Source organism: Siphonobacter sp. SORGH_AS_1065, from assembly GCF_030818595.1.
Taxonomy (GTDB): Bacteria; Bacteroidota; Bacteroidia; order Cytophagales; family Spirosomataceae; genus Siphonobacter.
Genome location: NZ_JAUTAM010000004.1, coordinates 3,540,410 through 3,558,521, shown reverse-complemented (window position 1 = coordinate 3,558,521; position 18,112 = coordinate 3,540,410). Strand labels below are relative to the sequence as shown.

General features: G+C 44.4%; 18 protein-coding genes and 1 pseudogene. 11 read left to right on the top strand and 8 right to left on the bottom strand.

Annotation, left to right across the window (positions count from 1 at the left end):
* Window positions 1-20: 20 nt before the first annotated feature.
* On the bottom strand, window positions 21-2,414 hold the full coding sequence (locus tag QE390_RS15435; RefSeq protein ID WP_307142799.1) for an HRDC domain-containing protein: 2,394 nt from the start codon (window positions 2,412-2,414) through the stop codon (window positions 21-23).
* 221 nt (window positions 2,415-2,635) lie between these two features.
* On the opposite strand from QE390_RS15435, the gene QE390_RS15430 reads away from it, so the two are divergent.
* Complete coding sequence (locus QE390_RS15430) at window positions 2,636-3,889, top strand: asparagine synthetase B (protein ID WP_106638062.1); 1,254 nt, start codon at window positions 2,636-2,638, stop codon at window positions 3,887-3,889.
* Between the two features lie 78 nt (window positions 3,890-3,967).
* Here the strand turns inward: QE390_RS15430 and QE390_RS15425 are convergent, their stop codons facing one another.
* On the bottom strand, window positions 3,968-4,987 hold the full coding sequence (locus QE390_RS15425) for a hypothetical protein (protein WP_307142798.1): 1,020 nt from the start codon (window positions 4,985-4,987) through the stop codon (window positions 3,968-3,970).
* 40 nt (window positions 4,988-5,027) lie between these two features.
* Complete coding sequence (locus QE390_RS15420) at window positions 5,028-6,362, bottom strand: MBOAT family protein (RefSeq protein ID WP_307142797.1); 1,335 nt, start codon at window positions 6,360-6,362, stop codon at window positions 5,028-5,030.
* 338 nt (window positions 6,363-6,700) lie between these two features.
* Here QE390_RS15420 and QE390_RS15415 point away from each other — a divergent pair, with 338 nt between their 5' ends.
* The gene (locus tag QE390_RS15415) at window positions 6,701-7,585 is read left to right on the top strand and encodes a DUF1684 domain-containing protein (protein ID WP_307142796.1); all 885 of its coding nucleotides are present in this window, start codon (window positions 6,701-6,703) and stop codon (window positions 7,583-7,585) included.
* 75 nt (window positions 7,586-7,660) lie between these two features.
* On the opposite strand, the gene QE390_RS15410 is transcribed toward QE390_RS15415, so the two are convergent.
* Window positions 7,661-8,443, bottom strand: a complete 783-nt coding sequence (locus QE390_RS15410; protein WP_307142795.1) for a DUF2490 domain-containing protein — start codon at window positions 8,441-8,443, stop codon at window positions 7,661-7,663.
* A gap of 95 nt (window positions 8,444-8,538) precedes the next feature.
* Entirely contained in the window at window positions 8,539-9,000 is a 462-nt protein-coding gene (locus QE390_RS15405) for an Lrp/AsnC family transcriptional regulator (RefSeq protein ID WP_307142794.1), read from the bottom strand.
* A gap of 171 nt (window positions 9,001-9,171) precedes the next feature.
* Here QE390_RS15405 and QE390_RS15400 point away from each other — a divergent pair, with 171 nt between their 5' ends.
* A complete protein-coding gene (locus QE390_RS15400; RefSeq protein ID WP_307142793.1) occupies window positions 9,172-10,347 on the top strand; it encodes a PLP-dependent aspartate aminotransferase family protein in 1,176 nt (391 codons plus the stop codon).
* A 62-nt stretch (window positions 10,348-10,409) separates the two neighbouring features.
* Here QE390_RS15400 and QE390_RS15395 read toward each other — a convergent pair whose 3' ends face one another.
* Window positions 10,410-10,709 (bottom strand): hypothetical protein, encoded by a 300-nt coding sequence (locus QE390_RS15395; protein WP_157830438.1) that lies wholly within the window; start codon window positions 10,707-10,709, stop codon window positions 10,410-10,412.
* 183 nt (window positions 10,710-10,892) lie between these two features.
* Between QE390_RS15395 and QE390_RS15390 the strand changes: the two genes are divergently transcribed.
* Together QE390_RS15390 and QE390_RS15385 are read left to right on the top strand one after the other, a co-directional pair.
* Window positions 10,893-11,192 carry a hypothetical protein gene (locus QE390_RS15390; protein ID WP_307142792.1) on the top strand — a complete coding sequence of 100 codons (300 nt, stop codon included), beginning with the start codon at window positions 10,893-10,895 and terminating at the stop codon, window positions 11,190-11,192.
* A gap of 26 nt (window positions 11,193-11,218) precedes the next feature.
* Window positions 11,219-11,500, top strand: a complete 282-nt coding sequence (locus QE390_RS15385) for a hypothetical protein (protein WP_307142791.1) — start codon at window positions 11,219-11,221, stop codon at window positions 11,498-11,500.
* A 40-nt stretch (window positions 11,501-11,540) separates the two neighbouring features.
* Here QE390_RS15385 and QE390_RS15380 read toward each other — a convergent pair whose 3' ends face one another.
* Complete coding sequence (locus QE390_RS15380) at window positions 11,541-11,789, bottom strand: hypothetical protein (protein WP_106638074.1); 249 nt, start codon at window positions 11,787-11,789, stop codon at window positions 11,541-11,543.
* A 359-nt stretch (window positions 11,790-12,148) separates the two neighbouring features.
* On the opposite strand from QE390_RS15380, the gene QE390_RS15375 reads away from it, so the two are divergent.
* The 6 genes from QE390_RS15375 (at window position 12,149) to QE390_RS15350 (ending at window position 16,224) form a co-directional block, all read left to right on the top strand.
* Entirely contained in the window at window positions 12,149-12,358 is a 210-nt protein-coding gene (locus QE390_RS15375) for a hypothetical protein (RefSeq protein ID WP_106638075.1), read from the top strand.
* Between the two features lie 41 nt (window positions 12,359-12,399).
* Window positions 12,400-12,732, top strand: coding sequence for a DUF6686 family protein (locus QE390_RS15370; RefSeq protein WP_307142790.1), 333 nt, complete (start codon window positions 12,400-12,402; stop codon window positions 12,730-12,732).
* Entirely contained in the window at window positions 12,729-13,166 is a 438-nt protein-coding gene (locus QE390_RS15365; protein ID WP_106638077.1) for a hypothetical protein, read from the top strand. The genes QE390_RS15370 and QE390_RS15365 overlap by 4 nt, the downstream gene beginning before the upstream one ends.
* Entirely contained in the window at window positions 13,166-14,095 is a 930-nt protein-coding gene (locus QE390_RS15360; protein ID WP_307142789.1) for a DUF6607 family protein, read from the top strand. The genes QE390_RS15365 and QE390_RS15360 overlap by 1 nt, the downstream gene beginning before the upstream one ends.
* Before the next feature lie 765 nt (window positions 14,096-14,860).
* Complete coding sequence (locus tag QE390_RS15355) at window positions 14,861-15,574, top strand: SDR family NAD(P)-dependent oxidoreductase (RefSeq protein ID WP_307142788.1); 714 nt, start codon at window positions 14,861-14,863, stop codon at window positions 15,572-15,574.
* 5 nt (window positions 15,575-15,579) lie between these two features.
* Complete coding sequence (locus tag QE390_RS15350; protein ID WP_106638080.1) at window positions 15,580-16,224, top strand: flavin reductase family protein; 645 nt, start codon at window positions 15,580-15,582, stop codon at window positions 16,222-16,224.
* A gap of 293 nt (window positions 16,225-16,517) precedes the next feature.
* On the opposite strand, the pseudogene QE390_RS15345 reads toward QE390_RS15350, so the two are convergent.
* Window positions 16,518-18,069: pseudogene (locus QE390_RS15345) on the bottom strand (S10 family peptidase).
* Window positions 18,070-18,112 lie beyond the last annotated feature (43 nt).

The following is an 18,112-nucleotide window of genomic DNA, read 5'->3' as shown; positions in this document are numbered from 1 at the left end:
TGAAAAGAGAAACTTGACTTTTAGGCAGCAGTATGCTCCAGATGGGTTAATACGCCCTTAATTTCCGCCATCGTTACCGTACCGCCCAATGCCTTTTGAATCTTCTTTAATGATCGCTGATTCGTTTCGGTTACATACTCCAAAATGAGGGTAATGTTCCGGCGGCTAAATACATCATAGATATCCAGTTTGCCCGTGCCAATGTATTCGATCAGATAGTCTTCAACGGTTTCTACCTCAAGACTTAGGGCAGTGGCTATCGCTTCGGTATTGATTCCATCCCGATAATAACGCAAAACTTCTGCTTTCGGATTTACCTTTTCGGCTGTAGCCGTTTCTTTAACAATCTCATTTTTAACACAATATTCTTGAATAATCGTAATAATTTCCTCCCCAAACTCTTTCACCTTAGCCTTTCCAATGCCTTTTATTTTACCTAACTTTTCCAAAGTTACCGGCAACTGTTCAGTAATATCAGTCAATGATTTATGAGCCAGGATTTGGAACTCCATCACGTCTTTTTCATACGCTTTATTATCCCGCCATTCTTTAAGCTGATAGTATAAGGCTTGATGGGTATAGCCTTTCACCGCCTCCTTCCCTTTCGGTAATTGAATCATTCCTTTGAATTCAATGTCAGCATTAGCCTTAATCTTCAATAATTCATTGATCTGAAGGTTACCCATGCCGGATTCCAACATCTTTTTCCTGATAAATAAAAGGCGTTGTAATTTTTCCAAGGCTTCATGAAAGGTCTTCTTAATGGACTGATTATCCGTTTTCACCTCCAGCTTTTGGCTTTCCAGAAATAACCCCGTCTCCAATTTATCGAAGAAATAAGTAGACGCTTTCTGAACCCGTTCAATAACCGCAGGTTCTTCTTCCGGCAGGTTCGTTTTTTTAGAGAACAAAGTGATTAACTGACGAATGAATTTTTCGGATACCTCCTGTATTTCAATCATCGTCTGACCCATCTGCTGAACTACAGCGGCATCAAACCAGATTTCAGTGGTTAAAGCCTTCAAAGACTGATACGCGTAGATTAATTCGTTGAATGTGAATAGCTCTTTTATTACCTTTTCCTGAAAACGAATCTTCTCCGTTAACAACTGCTGAGCCGTTGGTTTATCTTTTTCCGCCTGCCGACTGTAAGCCGAAACTACCCCATCCGTCCGTACGCTTCGACTGCTAATGGGGCTACTTAAGACCATGCCTTCCAAACTTTTGCAGCGACTCAAAGCGACGTACACCTGACCATGAGCGAAGGATAAATTTGCATCAATGATGGCTTTTTCGAAAGTTAAACCCTGACTTTTATGAATAGTAATGGCCCAGGCCAGCTTGAGAGGGTATTGGGTAAACGTACCAATGATCTGTTCTTCGATCTCCTTGGTTTTTTCGTTCAAAACGTATTTTACGTTCGTCCACTCGACAGGTTCTACGGCAATTTCGGCGTAATCGTCCTTGCCTTTGACGTAAATAATGTTGTCAACGATGCGGGTTACTTTACCGATTTTTCCGTTGAAGTATAACTTATCCCGGGAGGAATCATTCTTCACAAACATGACCTGAGCATTGATCTTCAAGCCTAGCTTCAACTCCGTAGGATACGCATTCGGAAATTCATCTTTTATCTCCGCATCAAAGGTTTTTAATGAACCCTGCAATTCATCCAGTTTCGTTCTATTAATCTTCTGAGCGGAAGCATTATGAGTCGATAAGGTGATGTACCCTTCCTCGTCGGCAGGTTTAAAATCCGGGATATACCGCTGATTTAAAAGATCTAAACTTTCACGATTCAGTCGATTTTCCCGAACCTGATTCAATAACTCTACAAAAACGGGTTCCGACTGACGATAGATATGCGTTAACTCAATCCGAACGGGATGGGTCTTCTGTAAAGCTTTACTACCAAAGAAATAAATTGTCTGATAATGGGGTCGTAATAACTCCCATTCCTCGTCACTGATTACCGGAGATAACTGATGTAAATCCCCAATCATTACCAATTGGGTTCCGCCGAACGGAAGGCTCCGGTTTTTATACTTTCGCAGTACTTCATCGATCCCATCCAGTACATCTGCCCGCACCATGCTGATTTCGTCAATCACCAGCACATCCAGACTTTTAATCAGATTAATCCGCTCTTTGGTAAATCCCGTTTGCCGCTGATTTTTCCCATCGGGAATGTAAGGCGTAAAAGGTAACTGGAAGAAAGAGTGAATGGTCACACCACCCGCATTTATCGCAGCAACCCCTGTCGGAGCAACCACTACCATTCGCTTTAGTAAATTCTTTTTAAGGTTATGCAGAAACGTAGTTTTCCCGGTACCGGCTTTGCCCGTCAGAAAAACGTTTTTATTCGTAAAGTGTATAAACTCGGTGGCTAACTCCAGGGGATTGAGTTGTTCCATGTAATAGCAATCAAACTGATTTTTAAGTATAAAATACTAAATTGGTTCTTTCCAGGAGAATGTTCCAAACCGTTTATGAAGTCTTTGCGTTCGTTTGTTTTTTTCTTTTCATTCAAACGTACCTAAACTTCTATATTCCTTTATAATTCTGTAACTTACAGATACTCTCCCGCTTACCTGTCCATTTTCAGATCTATATCCATTTCGAAACTGCTACGCTTATGGGTAAAATGTGGACTTTCTTTTCGTTACTGGTATTGCTAAGCCCTTCGCTTCTGGCCAATTCCATCCTGATTCCAATGGATGTTCAGCAAACCAATCACCTCAAAGCGTACGGCCTGGCGTATCGGGAGTTGAAAGCCGACCGCGAAGTTGACTGGCTGGTGAATTATCGGGGCGGTAGTTTTCTGATGAAATACACCTCAGAACTGGAACTGGAATGCAAACTACGCAGTGTTTCCTATGAAGTCGTTACGGAGTCAGTAGAACAGTCCATGATTCAGTCGATAACGAATCCAGACGTGAACATGGACGTGGTCAAGTTATACAAAGCTGCAAAAATAGTGGTTTACAGCCCGATTAAGGTCAGTAAGGCCAGTTTTGAAGATACCGATGCTGTACTGCTGGTGCTGAATTACGCTGAAATCCCCTATGAAGTGGTGTACGACGAAGAAATTCTAAAGGGAGATTTACACCTCTACGATTGGCTTCATCTGCACCACGAGGACTTTACGGGCCAATTTGGTCGTAATCGCCGTCGCATGAGTGCGGCTGATCTGGAAGCTCAGAAAGCCATTGCAGAGAAGTATCACTTCAAAAAAGTATCGCAGTTGAAACTCGAAGTGGCCCGTACGATTAAGGAATTCTGTGCGGGTGGAGGTTACCTTTTTGCGATGTGCTCTGGAACCGAATCGCTGGATGTGGCCCTGGCCGCTGAAGGTCTGGATATTGTCCCCAGCGTTTTCGACGGTGATGGCGTGGACCCTAAAGCTCAGCAAAAACTGGATTTCAGCAAAACCATTGCCTTTCAGGATTTTGAACTGGAGGTTTCAGATGAAGATTTTCCCGGCATGTCTTTCTCCAGCATTAATGCCTCATCGGGATACGGCTGGGGTGATGAGACCTATTTTTCGCTTTTCGATTTTTCGGCGAAATGGGATGTTATCCCTTCCCTACTGGTCCAGAATCATGAATCTACCATTCGGGAGTTTTTCGGTCAAACCAGTGCTTTTAACAAAAAAACGCTCAAGCCGGGAGTGCTGGTTTTGGGACAGAGCCAGTCAACCTATCGTTACGTCTACGGAGAGCTAGGCAAAGGCCAGTTTACGTTTTACAGCGGGCACGACCCGGAAGGGCAACGCGGTTTCCATCGCATGCCTACCGATTTAAACCTTCATCCTAATTCGCCCGGTTACCGATTGATTTTGAATAATGTGCTTTTCCCTTCCGCCCGAAAAAAGAAACGGAAAACATAAACCAATGAGCCCGGCGAAATACTAGATTTCGCTGGGCTCATTGATTACTACGTTCAGCATTTGATGTATACTAAAAGATTAGTGTATTTCCGTAGTCTCTTTTTGATTATTTCGAAAAGCAAAGCTGGTTTTTTCGGTTAAACCGGATTCCAACATTCGATTAGCTAGCAGATGACTAAACAGTTCCGTACCTGCCTGATTCAGGTGATTGGCGTTGAAGAAATACGCTCTGCTTTGGGAAATGGGATGATCATCAAATTTCCAGTAAGGCACGTTTGCTTCCTGACATAATGCATCCAGTTTTGAAAGCAGCTCAGAGCGGTTGATGTGTAAATCCGTATATTCTTTTAGTAAAGGAGCCTCGTAAACGATGAGTTCGATCCCTTCGGACTTAGCCAGATTAATAAACTCCCGATAGGCCTGTAGTTGTTTTCCTGATACCTCTAGTGCATAACCTTTAGGATTTTGACTTTTCAGCCTATCAAAGGTATGGTCAAATTTAGTATAGGGTGTGCGGATGTATCCGTTCTGAGCCTGCCATTCTCTTCCCCCACCACTCAGCCAAAGACCCAAGCCAACCATAGCTTCAGGCACCAGAATTGAATTGTAGTGAGCATATTTAAGCAAAGGGATATATCTGGTATCTACAATTTTCTGATTCTTGTCTTTCAGAAGCGATTGTCCAATCACTTCATCCAGAAATGGCACAAATGAGAAATCATAAAAGCCCCGACTGGGAGTAGCCAGATATTCGGGCGTCGCTTCCAGAAATACGTACTTAGGTTTTGGACTGTAATGTAACCACAATTTCAGCATGGCTAGCTGATGCTCAATGTTGTTACCGTTAAGTCCGAAATCATAACAGCTTAAATTGGTTTTCTTTTCGACAATGCTGGGATCCATCATGTAATCCACCCGTGAAGGGCCAATTACCAATACATCAAAGGGATTATTACCCGATGCAGCCATTGCCGGTTTGAAGTCGTAATTATGCCGGATACCGAAGTCAAGAACTTTCTCAATCGTCCATCCTAATCCATACAAGGATACTAAAATGAAGCTGACTCTACGTAAAATTTTTCTGACGGAGGTTTTCATAATACATTTAGTTAGGTGAGTATATGAATACTAGGCAATCTTAAAACTGAAAATAAATAAACTGCTTGGCCGTATCAAACAAGGCAAAAAGAAGAAAGAAAATAACCATTAAGGAATACAGTACCGGACGCATCATCCGTAAACCAGCCGTTGGCAGATAGTTCTTCCGGTATTCGATCAATAGATCTCCGATGCCTAAAACCAGTAGTACCAGTAAACTGACTATGATTCGTAAAGGAGGCTTGAAATCGCCTGTTCGCAGTATCCAATACCTAAATCCTTCCCATTCGATAGCCCAGCCTTGCCAGGTAAAAATGGTATCAATGATAGAAAAGGCGTTGGCAACTGAGCTGGCCCGAAAGAAAATCCAGGCAAAAGATACCAGACTAAACGTGGTGAGCATACCCAGCAAATTTACCCACCAGCGATTTGGTAATTGAATGAGTTTAAAATCCCGGCTAATCATGGTGCCCAGATTAAAAACCGAATGAAGAGCTCCCCAAATGAGGTAAGTCCAGTTGGCTCCGTGCCATAACCCACTTATAATAAATACGACAGTAACGTTAAAATATTTCCTGAGCAGTCCTTTTCGGTTACCCCCCATTGGAATATACAAGTAGTCTCTGAACCAGGTGGAAAGGGAAATATGCCAGCGTGACCAGAACATTTGGATGTTTGTAGCGATGTACGGACGCCTGAAGTTTTCCATCAGTTTGAAGCCCATTACTTTAGCTGTTCCAATGGCTACGTCCGAATATCCCGAGAAGTCGCAATAGATCTGAATGGAGAAAAAAGCGGTTGCTGCCATGGTGGCTAGAGCCCCGTATTGACTTGATCCGGGGTTGTCAAAAATCGGATCTACGTACATGCTAAGCCGATCGGCTACCACCATTTTTTTGAATAAGCCCCAGTAAATCCATCGTAATCCGTCTACAACGTCTGGGTAATTAAATCTATGTTTTTCGTGAAACTGGTGTAGTATATTCTGTGGCCGCTCAATGGGGCCAGCTACGAGCTGCGGAAAGAACATCACATACAAGGCATAAATCCCAAAATGCCGCTCTGCTTTCTGATTGCCCCGATACACTTCAATGGTGTAGCTCATGGCCTGAAAGGTATGAAACGATAAGCCTACGGGTAATAGAATTTGTAGTAAGGGGACATGCCGATGATTAGGCCCAATCAGGAAATTAATGTTCTCAACAAAGAAATTGTAATATTTAAAAACGGCCAGAACACCGAGATTGGCGATTAAACTAAGGATGAGAAAAAGTCTTCGTTTTTGCCCGGAACTTTGCTCAATCCAGAGACCTGCGAAATAGTCAACAACAATCGTAGCACCTAAAATGACAATGTAGACGGGAATGAATGCCATGTAGAAATAACAACTGGCTATCAGCAACATTAGCCACCGAAATCGATGGGGTAAGGTGTAATATAAAAATACGACTATAGGAAAGAAAATGAGAAATTCAATCGAATTAAAAATCATACCGCAAGGGTCTTCTTCAGGATACTAGGTTAGGCAATCATCACAAAAATATCTAAGTATTTAGAGATATTCCATTGATAAGTACTTTTTTATACTCCGTAAAGCGTAAACTACTAATAGAAAAGCAATTACAAAATTTTAAACTTCTTAACACACATACTCTATATAATTAATAGATATTAAAGTATCTTCGTCTCTCAAATCAAAATAGGTAGTCGCCCATGACTTATCGATCTATCATAGTTCTTTTCACTGTTCTGTCGCTGGCTTCATTTACGCCCGCTTCGGAAGACCCAGCTTATAAAGCTAAACTTGAAGCCTGGCATCAGAAACGGATTAACTCTTTGAAAGAGGAAAACGGCTGGCTGAATCTGGCCGGACTTTTCTGGCTCAAAGAGGGCGATAATACCGTGGGAAGTGTTTCGGATAATAAAATAGTTTTTCCTGCTGGAGATCAACACATTGGGAACTTCCAGTTGAAAAATGGAGAAGTCACGTTCACGCCTGATGCTCAGGCGGAGGTGCTAATGAATGGTGAAAAAATTACCGCAACTCAAACGATTTTTTCTGACCATTCCAGAAATGTGCCTACCCTTCAGCATCAATCGCTGCGTTGGGTGATTATCAAACGCGGCGATAAATACGGCGTTCGTCTGCGTGATCTGGAGAGCGAACAACTGAAAAATTTTCATGGCATTGAGCGTTACCCCGTCAATGAAACGTATCGGGTGAAAGCTCATCTTGAAAAACCGGCTACGCCAACCACCGTTTCTATCGTAAACATGATTGGTCAGACTTCAGAGCAACCACTAGCGGGCACGCTGGTATTCAAACTCAACGGAAAAACGTACCGTTTGGATGCTACGGGCAAAGGTGAGCTTTTCATTGTATTTGGTGACGCTACCAATAAAACCGAAACCTATGGATCAGGCCGCTTCATTTACGTGGAAGAGCCTGATGCGGAGGGCAATACCATTCTGGATTTTAATCAGGCTATTAATCCTCCCTGTGCGTTTACGCCATACGCTACCTGCCCTTTGCCACTCAAACAAAACAAACTGGCGATTCGGATTCCCGCCGGAGAAAAACGTTTCGGCGATCACTAATTGCTGATCCCTAGCATAAAAAATCCCGGTTCGTAAGTGCTACGAACCGGGATTTTTTATGCTAGGCGACTAGGATTAATCGACTTGCGAAGGAAGTTTTTCTGACGCCACACTATTGAGACGATAGTTTAGCGAAATGAAAACATTATTCTTTCCAGAATGGGCGATGGGCTTAAAGATGCCCTGATCGAACGTAGCCGGACTATAATTCGTCTGATTCACCCAGCCTAACTGAACCGTTACGTGCTTGTTCATCTGGTAACCTAGGCCCGCAAACAGACGATTTCGTTCAAAAGTTGGCCCAATGGGATTAAGGAATATCTCATCGAAGATGGAAATGAAATACGTTTTTTCTTTCAGACTTGAGTTATTAAGCGGAATAAACATATTGAGCCGATAACGTATCCGATTCCGATACGGATGTGTTCCGTCCCGAAAACTAAACCAGCGTTGTTCGACGCGGTACCGATGTTCAAAACGAAGTCGGGATAGATACTGATTAATCGTGAATTGCTCCCACAAACGGCCTTCAATGTTGAGTGGACCATCGGATAACTCCTTATAATCATACGTAGCATAACGCCCTCCAGCAATGGCGGCGGTGAAGTTTTTATTGATGTCGTAGGTAACTCCTCCTTTTAATTCGTTGTAGAAAACCTGCTGAAAAAGGGCGTTACTTCGAAACTGAACTTCCGCGAAACCGCCCCATTTTTTCTCACCGCCAGGAAGAACGACGGTTCCGATAAACCAGGAACCCCAGGGAGCCGGAGAGGTGAGTGAAGTTTGGGCGTGCGAAGCGAGTTGCACACTAATGAATAGACTGACGGTCAGTCCAATACGTACCAGTATCTTGTTCACTTATTGGGAATGTTGAAAACGCTGCAAAAGTACAGCACGTTATCAAATTGTTTTCTCATTCCTATTAATCTTAACAATTACATAATATTAAGACCTTATAGTTCATAGGCCGTCGTTGCTTTAATTTCGGCCATGACAAAGACACTCTGCGGCCCGCCAATATGGGCTAAAGCCGCCAGTTGCTCCACCACAAAACGGCGGTAATCGTCCATGTCTTTTACCACCACTTTCAGTAGATAATCATACGGCCCGGCAATATTATAACACTCCATTACTTCCGGTAAACTACCGATTTTTGCCTCAAATTCCCGGATAAACTCCTGCGTATGTTCTTTTAGTGATACCTGACAAAAAGCCACCAGTTCCCGACCAATTTTCTTGCGGTCCACCAAGGCCACGTAACTCTTTAAATACCCATCCCGTTCCAGACGTTTGACCCGTTCGTGCACGGGAGTCAGGGATAAGCCTACCTGTTGCGAAAGTTCTTTGTTCGAGACAAAAGCATCCCTCTGAAGAATTGTCAGAAGCTGTCGATCAATTTCATCCAGATTTTCCATAGAATATTTTTCTAATAAGGATTTAAAAACTCATTACTCACCAAACATATCTACTGCTTATTACTCATTGTATAGATTTGTTTTCCAAATTAAAAGATAATTACCTGTTTTATATACTAAATCTCGAACTTTGCAGGCAGAAAATTGAATCCAACGAATTTCTTCGCATACATGGCATCTAAAGAAACGCTGGCGATTCGGGCACAGGCCGAACGCTCTCAAAATCGTGAACACTCTGTTCCTTTATACTTAACCTCCAGCTTTACCTTCGAGGACGCCGAAATGGGCCGGGCGATGTTTGCCGATGAAATATCGGGGAATGTGTACTCGCGTTATTCAAACCCTAACGTCGACGAATTCATTACTAAAGTTTGTCTGCTGGAAGGCGGGGAAGACGGCATTGCCTTTGCCTCTGGAATGGCGGCTATTTTCGCAACCTTTGCGGGAAGTCTGCAAGCAGGCGATCATGTCGTGGCTTCGAAAGCTCTGTTTGGTTCGGCCATTCAGATTTTGAACAAGATTATGCCCAAATGGGGTGTTACGACCACTTTCGTAGATGGCCATAATCTTGAACAATGGGAAGCTGCTACGCAGGAAAATACGAAATTCTACTTCTGCGAAAGTCCTTCAAACCCCGGTCTGGAGCTGACGGATTTACGGGCTCTTTCAGCCATCGCCAAAAAACATAACGTAGCTCTGGCGGTAGACAACTGCTTTGCAACGCCCGTTATTCAGAACCCAATTGAGTTAGGGGCTGATCTGGTTATGCACTCGGCTACCAAATATATGGATGGTCAGGGTCGCGTACTGGGCGGTATTCTGGTAGGCCGTAAAGACCTGATTGAACCCATTCGCTTTTTTGCTCGTCATACCGGCCCTGCGATGTCACCCTTTAACGCCTGGGTTCTATCGAAAAGTCTGGAAACCTTATTCGTACGGATGCGTGCTCACAGCGAAAATGCTCTGACGCTGGCTCGTGCTCTGGAGGGTAACGCGGTATTAGCAGCAGTGCATTATCCCTTCCTCGAAAGCCACCCTCAGTATGACTTAGCCAAACAGCAAATGAAGTACGGTGGGGCCATCCTGACTCTGGAAGTCAAAGGCGGTTTTGCGGCAGTAAACGCCCTGACGCAGCATTTGGAGATTGCTTCGATTTCTCCTAACCTCGGTGATACCCGTACAATTCTGACGCATCCTGCCAGCACAACGCACTCAAAATTGAGTAAGGAAGAACGAGCTGAGGTAGGCATTACCGACGGGTTGGTTCGGGTAGCCGTGGGGCTGGAAGCCATCGATGACCTGGTAGCTGACTTCAAGCAAGCTCTGGACAAAGTAGCGGCTCTGTAGTTTATAGATAAGATATAGTAAAAAAGAAAGCGGCAGGAATTCGATTCCTGCCGCTTTCTTTTTTACCTCGGTCCTCTGGTTCTGGGCCCGCCCCCCCGATTCCCCCGGAATGAATCATTTCTTCTTCCACCATTTGGTGCGGGTCGATAGTTATAATTTCGGTTCCAGTTTTTTCGGTATACCCGAGGAGCGGGAGCTCTATAAACCCGGGGCCGGTAATAAGGCCGGTATCCGTACGATGGGCCATAGTAGGGACCGTAATATCCGCTATTGTATCCATATCCATCTGAATAAACCCGAGACGAACAGCCCGTCAGCAAACTGCCGAGAGCTAGTATTCCTATGATCAATAATTTTTTCATGGCTTCAGCTATTTTCTTCCTATGACTCAAATTTCGTGCCTGAGGTTTAAAGCTTTAATTCTCTGCGTGTTAAAAAGAGTTAAGGCTTCGTTCTATACTAGAGGTACGAGTTTTTTGAGTCTAGCGTTTTAAAAGAGAGCTATGGCTACAGCAACTACAAGACTTCCGAAGGTAACCCAGTCGATGAAAAAGCTGCTGGATTACGCTGAAGATATTCGTCAGAATCATCCCCAAATCTGGAAAAAAGGCGGCAATACGCAGGGCAACGACAGTTACGATACCCTCAAAGAAATTGTTAATCGCGGTCATTTTGAAGAGAAAGATCGTGCGTTTATACAAACCTGGAATGCCTGGAAAGCCCGCCATCAGAACCACACCAACATTGCAGGTATGGTAGCCAGCTTGAAATGGCTGGCGGTGCCGGAAGTAGGCCTTCGGGAAATGAAGAAAGTGATTACCGAAGAAGTCAAAAAAGAACAATAACCATCAACCCAGATTAATCTGCTTTTATGAAAAAACTAGAAAATCAAGTGGCTGTAATCACCGGAGGAGCCGGAAGCGTAGCTACAACCCTGGCAGAAATTCTTCGCGAACAGGGAGCAAAAATTCTTTTGGTCGATGAAGATAAAGAAGCTCTACAAACCGCTCTGCATCGACTCGGCGTGGGAAATGGCGATGATCTGGCCTATGAAGTAGGCTCTAACTCAGAAGATCCTTCCCTTTACAAACAGAAAGCAATCGAGCGTTTCGGCCAGGTTAACCTGTTTATTACGCTTCACGATACCATCTGATTCTAAACAAAAAACGCCTTCAGTTGAAGGCGTTTTTTGTTTAGAAGTTTGCATACTGATTTGTATTCTTGGCAGGCCTGAATTCCTTACAGGTAATTCCCTTTTTCTGCATGGCCTGAATGATTTCCTGTGACTGTAAACTCTCCGTGTCGATGGTCAGTAGGTGATTCGCTTCCAACAGATCTACACTATAGCGGTAATAACGCCCCCGCAGACCATCCAGACCATACGAAGCCTGAGCCAATCGGGATGGACAATCAATGTTTGTCCGAAAAAGTAATGTTTTCATAAGGCTTATTAGGTTGTGTCTGAAATGTGGGATTGTCTTCCCCGCAACAAATGTAACAGAGTTATTTTATTTATAATCATTCTAAATAAAATAATTTGTGTTTTCTTTACTGCCTACTCATTTCCTGATACACATTCCTATTACTCTGTTTACTTTACTGATAATTAGCTATTTAATTAAAAAATCCATGGTACCGGGGTTACCCAAAGCACTTTTTCTAAAGTTTTAATGAAAAGAGCTTGCCAGTAAAAAAAGTATCATGCACATTTGCATTAATTATATTTAGTCTAAATAAAAGAAGTGGTTTTTAAACATGTAGTACCCTTTACTTGAACATTCCCTTATTCAACTCTACTACAATGAAACAAATCAGCTTTCAAACCAATCTGGATTCGCCTTTGGGGATTCAGCTCATCAAAGAAACACTGGCTCCACTCGGCATTACCCGCTTCAGCGTGGATTTCATTAGTCATTCACTTGAAGTATTCAGTGAGTGGATTGCTCCTGAACGCATTGCTGAAGCCTTGAAGAAACTGGATATTCATTGTCAGCTACTGGCCGTGAAATAATCCCATCCGATTGTTAGTCATCACGCTCAAAACTGGCTTTTATGCACCAAGATCACTGCTTCCGAACGCTCACGCAGCATCCCAATGGATACATTGGCTATTGTGAAGGCTGTCTTACTTACAACGTCGCCTATAACAATATCCTGCTGATTTTCAACGGAGATGACTATCAGTATTTTCTGGAAATGCTACACGAACGTTCTAATCTGGTGTATTTCCCCACCAGCCACGGCAAGGAATTACTGATGCGTTCGCCAGTTTTGAACTTAAGTATCATTCTTTCCGAACACGAGCTGGAAGAACTCATCAGCATGATGGAAGAAGTCAGCCTGATTGTAGAAGCTCAACGTATTTTAAACACCTATCCTCAATGATCACCCTTTCCCGTTTACGCATTTTATTTTTCTGGGTTCTGACGACGATATGCATGATTTTGCACTTTAATTTTCACGTTGGCGATCTGTTTTACGGAATTAATATCGTACAGGAAGGAGCGAATGGCCAAAAGCCTACTTCGCTGGTAATCATACGCTTTATCTTCGAAATTTTTCCGCTCATCTGGGCGGTAAGCCTGCTTTATCTTCAATCTATCGCGTGGCGGAGGGTAAACTTCTTTCTGAGCGTTCCATTCACGCTGGCTCATATCAGCCACGTCGTGGGCGAGCTTAAGGAAGGGGACCCTTCGCAACTTTTATTACTCACGTTTGTGATGATCATGAGTTCTTTATTAACCCTCGAATCCTGGAAATGGATGAAATCCCCCGAGTCAGTGCCCGTGTCCGAGCAACCATCTAAAATTGTTTATTAATGAAACGAATCTTACTTACCCTAACCTTAGGCGGTTTATTTACCTCAGCTTTTGCTCAAAAATCCGCCGACATTCAGGCCATCAAAGGGCAGTGTGGCTGTCATGCGATTACATTCAAATACGCCGAGACATTCTCCCCCAATCCTGAATACAAGTTCAAGGAACGGAAAGAAATGGGAGCTCTTGAATATGTTTTCGTGGACGAAGAAACGCCTAACAAGCTGGTGCTGATGCACTTGTTGGTTATTAATGATAGCACGATTATCAAACACTGGCGGGAAGACTGGAAATTCCAGAACACCGATCTGCTCGCTTACGAAAAAGAGGCCAGTTGGAAATACAAGTCATTACCCACTTCCGAGGCCAAAGGTCAGTGGTCACAACAGGTTTTTGAAGTAGATGACAGTCCACGTTACGAAGGCTCGGCGACCTGGTTCCACGCCGATGGTCGTCACGTGTGGGAAAACACCACGGACGCCCCCCTGCCCCGCCGCGAGTATACTACGCGTAATGATTACAACGTCATGCGTCGTGGCAACCAGATCGTTATTACCGATTACGGCTACCTTCACGATCAGGACAATGGCAAAATCTTACGTACACCCGAAGGCGAAAAAGTAATTGCTTACGAAAAAGGCATTAACGATTACCATCGCGTAAAAGACGCCGCCTGCAATTCTGCCAAAGAATGGTGGAAAACCAATCGTACCTTCTGGGTGGACGTTCGTAACGTCTGGGGTGACCTGATTGCCCAGAAAAAAGGCATCGAACTAGAGAAAAAAGTAGACGGTAAAAGCCTGAATCAATCCCTCGATGCTCTGGCGAGTGCCTATCTGAAAGCACCCAAAGCTTCCGCTGCTAACAAAGCCGAAATCAAAGCTACCATTCAGAAATACCTGAAAAACAAGGATTTGATTGGCATGAAATAATGTCTTGTGTTTGGAGAAGTCAAGCGGCTTTCAGCATTGCTGAAGGTCGCTTTTTTTATGGGCTGTTGAAATGTATATTTTTCTAAAGATCAAGGAATTGTCTAGAGTTATATAATCGACGGACCTTAGTATAAACGAATTCCCACAGCAGTCTTCCCGAATGCAGGGAGAGAGCTTACCTAGTCTTAGGATAACCTTGCCTGACTGAAAGTATATGGAAAGACCCGTAAGTTCCTTCGCTTCGCTCTGGATGACAGGCTTGGAAGAGGCAGGTAGGAACCTGCCGTGATCGTAGGAACGAGAGGATATCTTGAACCAGGGGTAAGCGAGGAAAGATTTATAAGCCTCTCTCCTTTTGGAGGACCGTTAGAGGAAGATTTTTTGCTACCATCTATCATCGAGAGTGAAGCGGAGGAGCTTATTTGGTTTCTCCCCCGGATTTCATCCGGGGCTATCCGTGTTTAACCCCTCCGGGGTTTTCTGCTGTAAATCTATTTTAACAAGGTTAACAACCCCAGCGGGGTTAAATATACGTAGCCCCGGATGAAATCCGGGGAAATCTTTCACCAATCAAAACTGGCTTGCTAACCTCGGTCAGAGCCTACCGAAAAAACTCCTCTAGTGCGAGATTCTATCTCGTTTCTATCAATAAGGCAGGTTCCACCTGCCGTTAGATATACTCCACCCAAATTAGCTAAACAATGCTCCACATCACGGGTTAATGCATTGCTTTTCTACGCAAACACCTTTTCATCTCTGCCCCACATGAATTTACAGGGAAAAAATATCCTGATCGCAGGCGGAAGCTCGGGCATTGGTCTTTCGACCGTCAGCTTACTCCATGAACAAGGAGCCAACGTATACATTGTTTCAAGAACCGCTCACGAGCAATGGCCCGCTGAGGTGCATCACCTTGCCCTGGACGTAACCGATCCCGCTGCATCTGTGCAGGGCTTTTTACCCGACGTATTACATGGGTTGGTCTATTCCGTAGGCAGTATTAACCTCAAACCCTTCAGCCGACTTACAACAGATGACTTTTTGCAGGATTATCAGCTAAACGTCCTAGGGGCAGTATCCCTAATTCAGCAAAGTCTGAAACCCCTGAAAGAAGCTAAAGGTGCTTCCATTGTGCTTCTTAGTTCAGTAGCAGCGAAAGTCGGGTTACCTTTTCATGCCAGTATTGCCTCGGCTAAAGCGGCCATTGAAGGGCTGGGCGTATCACTGGCCGCGGAATTTGTCACTCAGAAAATCAGGGTTAATACCGTTGCTCCTTCCCTAACGGATACCCCACTGGCTCAGTCTTTACTCAATACATCTGAAAAACAGGAAGCATCGGCCAAACGTCATCCGCTGGGAAGAATTGGGCAGCCCGAAGACATTGGTAATTTGATCGCTTTTCTACTTTCCGACCAGAGTTCATGGATAACGGGCCAAGTTATTGGCGTAGACGGAGGCTTGGGCCATTTAAAAAACTAATAGACATGACCATTTTTCGAGACAGTGATATCGCGGCAATGGAGAAGTATTTCCGCATTAACCTGATTAATAGTTTACCGGGTTACAAGTCGCTCAACATGTTGGGTAGCGTAAGTCCTGAAGGAGTAACTAATCTAGCCCTGGTCAGTTCTGCTTTCCATCTGGGGTCAAATCCACCGTTGATTGGATTGATCATGCGTCCTCAGCGACCCGAAAACGATACGCTTCATAACATCAGATCAACCGGCCAGTATACGCTTAATAACGTTCTGCCCGACTGGTACGAAAAAGCTCATCAAACCAGTGCTACCTATCCCAGTGGTGTATCTGAGTTCGAAGCCTGTGGCTTTGAGCCTCTTTATATTCAGGAGTTAAAGGCTCCCTTTGTGAAACAGTCCTCCATAAAAATGGGACTCCACTTACGGGAAATGATTGACATTGAGCTGAACGGAACTACGCTGGTGATTGGAGAAGTAGTGGCCCTGCTGGTAGACGAACCTCTCATTGAACAGGATGGCTTCATTAACCATCATCAGGCGGGTACAGTAACCGTGGCTGGGCTGGATGCTTACTACCTCACACAGCCCTTGCAACGGATGGCCTATGCCAAGCCGGATAAAGAGCCAAAGGCCTTATCCACTCATTCATAACAGACAAGGGAGCAGGTTATTTGTTGAATTTTTAGAGCCTCTCATTCGAGAGGAAAGTTAGAATTGATTTATTCGCCCATTCCCCTGGTGCGAGATACCCTATCGTTTCTACCTTAAGGCAGGTTCCACCTGCCGTCATCCCCTCTAAGCCTGTCATCCAGAGCAAAGGACCTTATACCCTTTGCAAACTAACTGGGTCCTAAGGTACTTTACTTCCCTTTCTACGGAGGGTTATATTATAGAAAGAGGCCACCAGAAAAATTCCGGTGGCCTCTTTCTATTGCTAACGGGTATTAATACTTCGCAGGCTGTCCAGCTTTTGGAGTGCTTTTCTTAATGAATTCGCGTAAATGCTCGTTACTGGTAGCGAGGTCTTCTTTCCGCAGGTACATCATGTGGCCACTGCGATACCCTTCCCAACTCATCCGGTCTTTCAGCTTGCCGTTGGCGTTGATTTGCCACATGTTATACTTAGCGTTGAAATAATCGCAGGCTCCGTCGTAATAACCCGATTGAACCAGCAGGTGCAAATACGGATTCTGAGCCATCGCCGCACGTAGGTTTTCGCCGGTATGATCGTTTGTGCGATCCCATGGAAACGTTGGGCCGAACATATAATACTTCAAATCAGTCTTATAATTGAGTTCTTCGCGGAGGTACTGGTTAATGGCCGGAGTAAAGGAATGCAACCACGAAGTCAGTTCGGCATTATAATCAGGGCTGGTTCCAGCATCTTTTACATCGATGCCCAGGTAACGTGAATCCAGACGGCCTACGGTATAGCCTTTATCCCGCAGTAATTCTTTCCAGAAATAATTGGTTGGAATATCCAGATTCTGCTGCAACACTGCTTTCTCGGATAAACCGGAATAACGGGCTACTTTCGTAGCAATTTCCTTCTTTTTCTGTTCAGAAATTGAGCCTCCCATGGCCAATGCGGGAAGGTATTCATTGATGGTGAAGCTTTCTACCTCAGGTAACACTTCTGTCAGATCTTTTTTCTGCAAATCTGCTGCCAGAGCTTTATGATACCAGGCCGTTGCGGCCATGTAGGGTAAAGTCAAAGCTCCTTCCGTAGGGCCTTCGCGTTTGATACCCAGATCCGTAGGCGATACCAGAATAACGCCATTCAAATACATCCAGTGACGACTTTGTAACTCCAAAGCAAGTCCAGACACACGAGTGGTGCCATAACTTTCGCCAATGAGATACTTCGGCGATGCCCAGCGATTGTAGCGACTTACGAAGGTATTAATCCAGTCAGCCAGATACTTCACATCGGCATTCACCCCAAAAAAACATCTTCGCCGCAGGGACATCTTTGTTGGCGGGACGCGAGAAACCCGTATTAACCGGATCGACGTACACAATATCAGCTACATCCAGAATGGAATTAGGATTGTCCTTCATGCCGTAAGGCTGCACGGGGTAACCCTCATCATCTACTTTCAATATCCGAGGGCCGGTATACCCGATCATCATCCAGACCGAAGCTGTGCCGGGGCCCCCATTAAAGGAAATCATCAGTGGCCGCGACGAGCGATCCGTAACGTCGGAGCGTTCAAAATAAGTAAAGAAAACGCCTGCGGCGGGTTTGCCTTCTTCGTCCCAAACCGGGATGGTTCCAACGGTGGCTTTATAAGGCACTTTATGTCCTTTGATGGTAACTTCTCCCTTCGTGACCACCTGAGAATCCAGATTCAGGCTCAGGCTTTGAGCAGAAGATTTATCGTCTTTCGGAGCGGATTTTTCGGTAGGAGTCGCCGCCGGACGCTGAGAATTTTGAGCATGAGCCACCGTAGCTAATTGCAGAGCAGCCAGTAAACCCAGGAAAATGTGCTTCATGAGGGAAGAAGAATTTTATAGAGGTGATGAGCTAAAAATACTA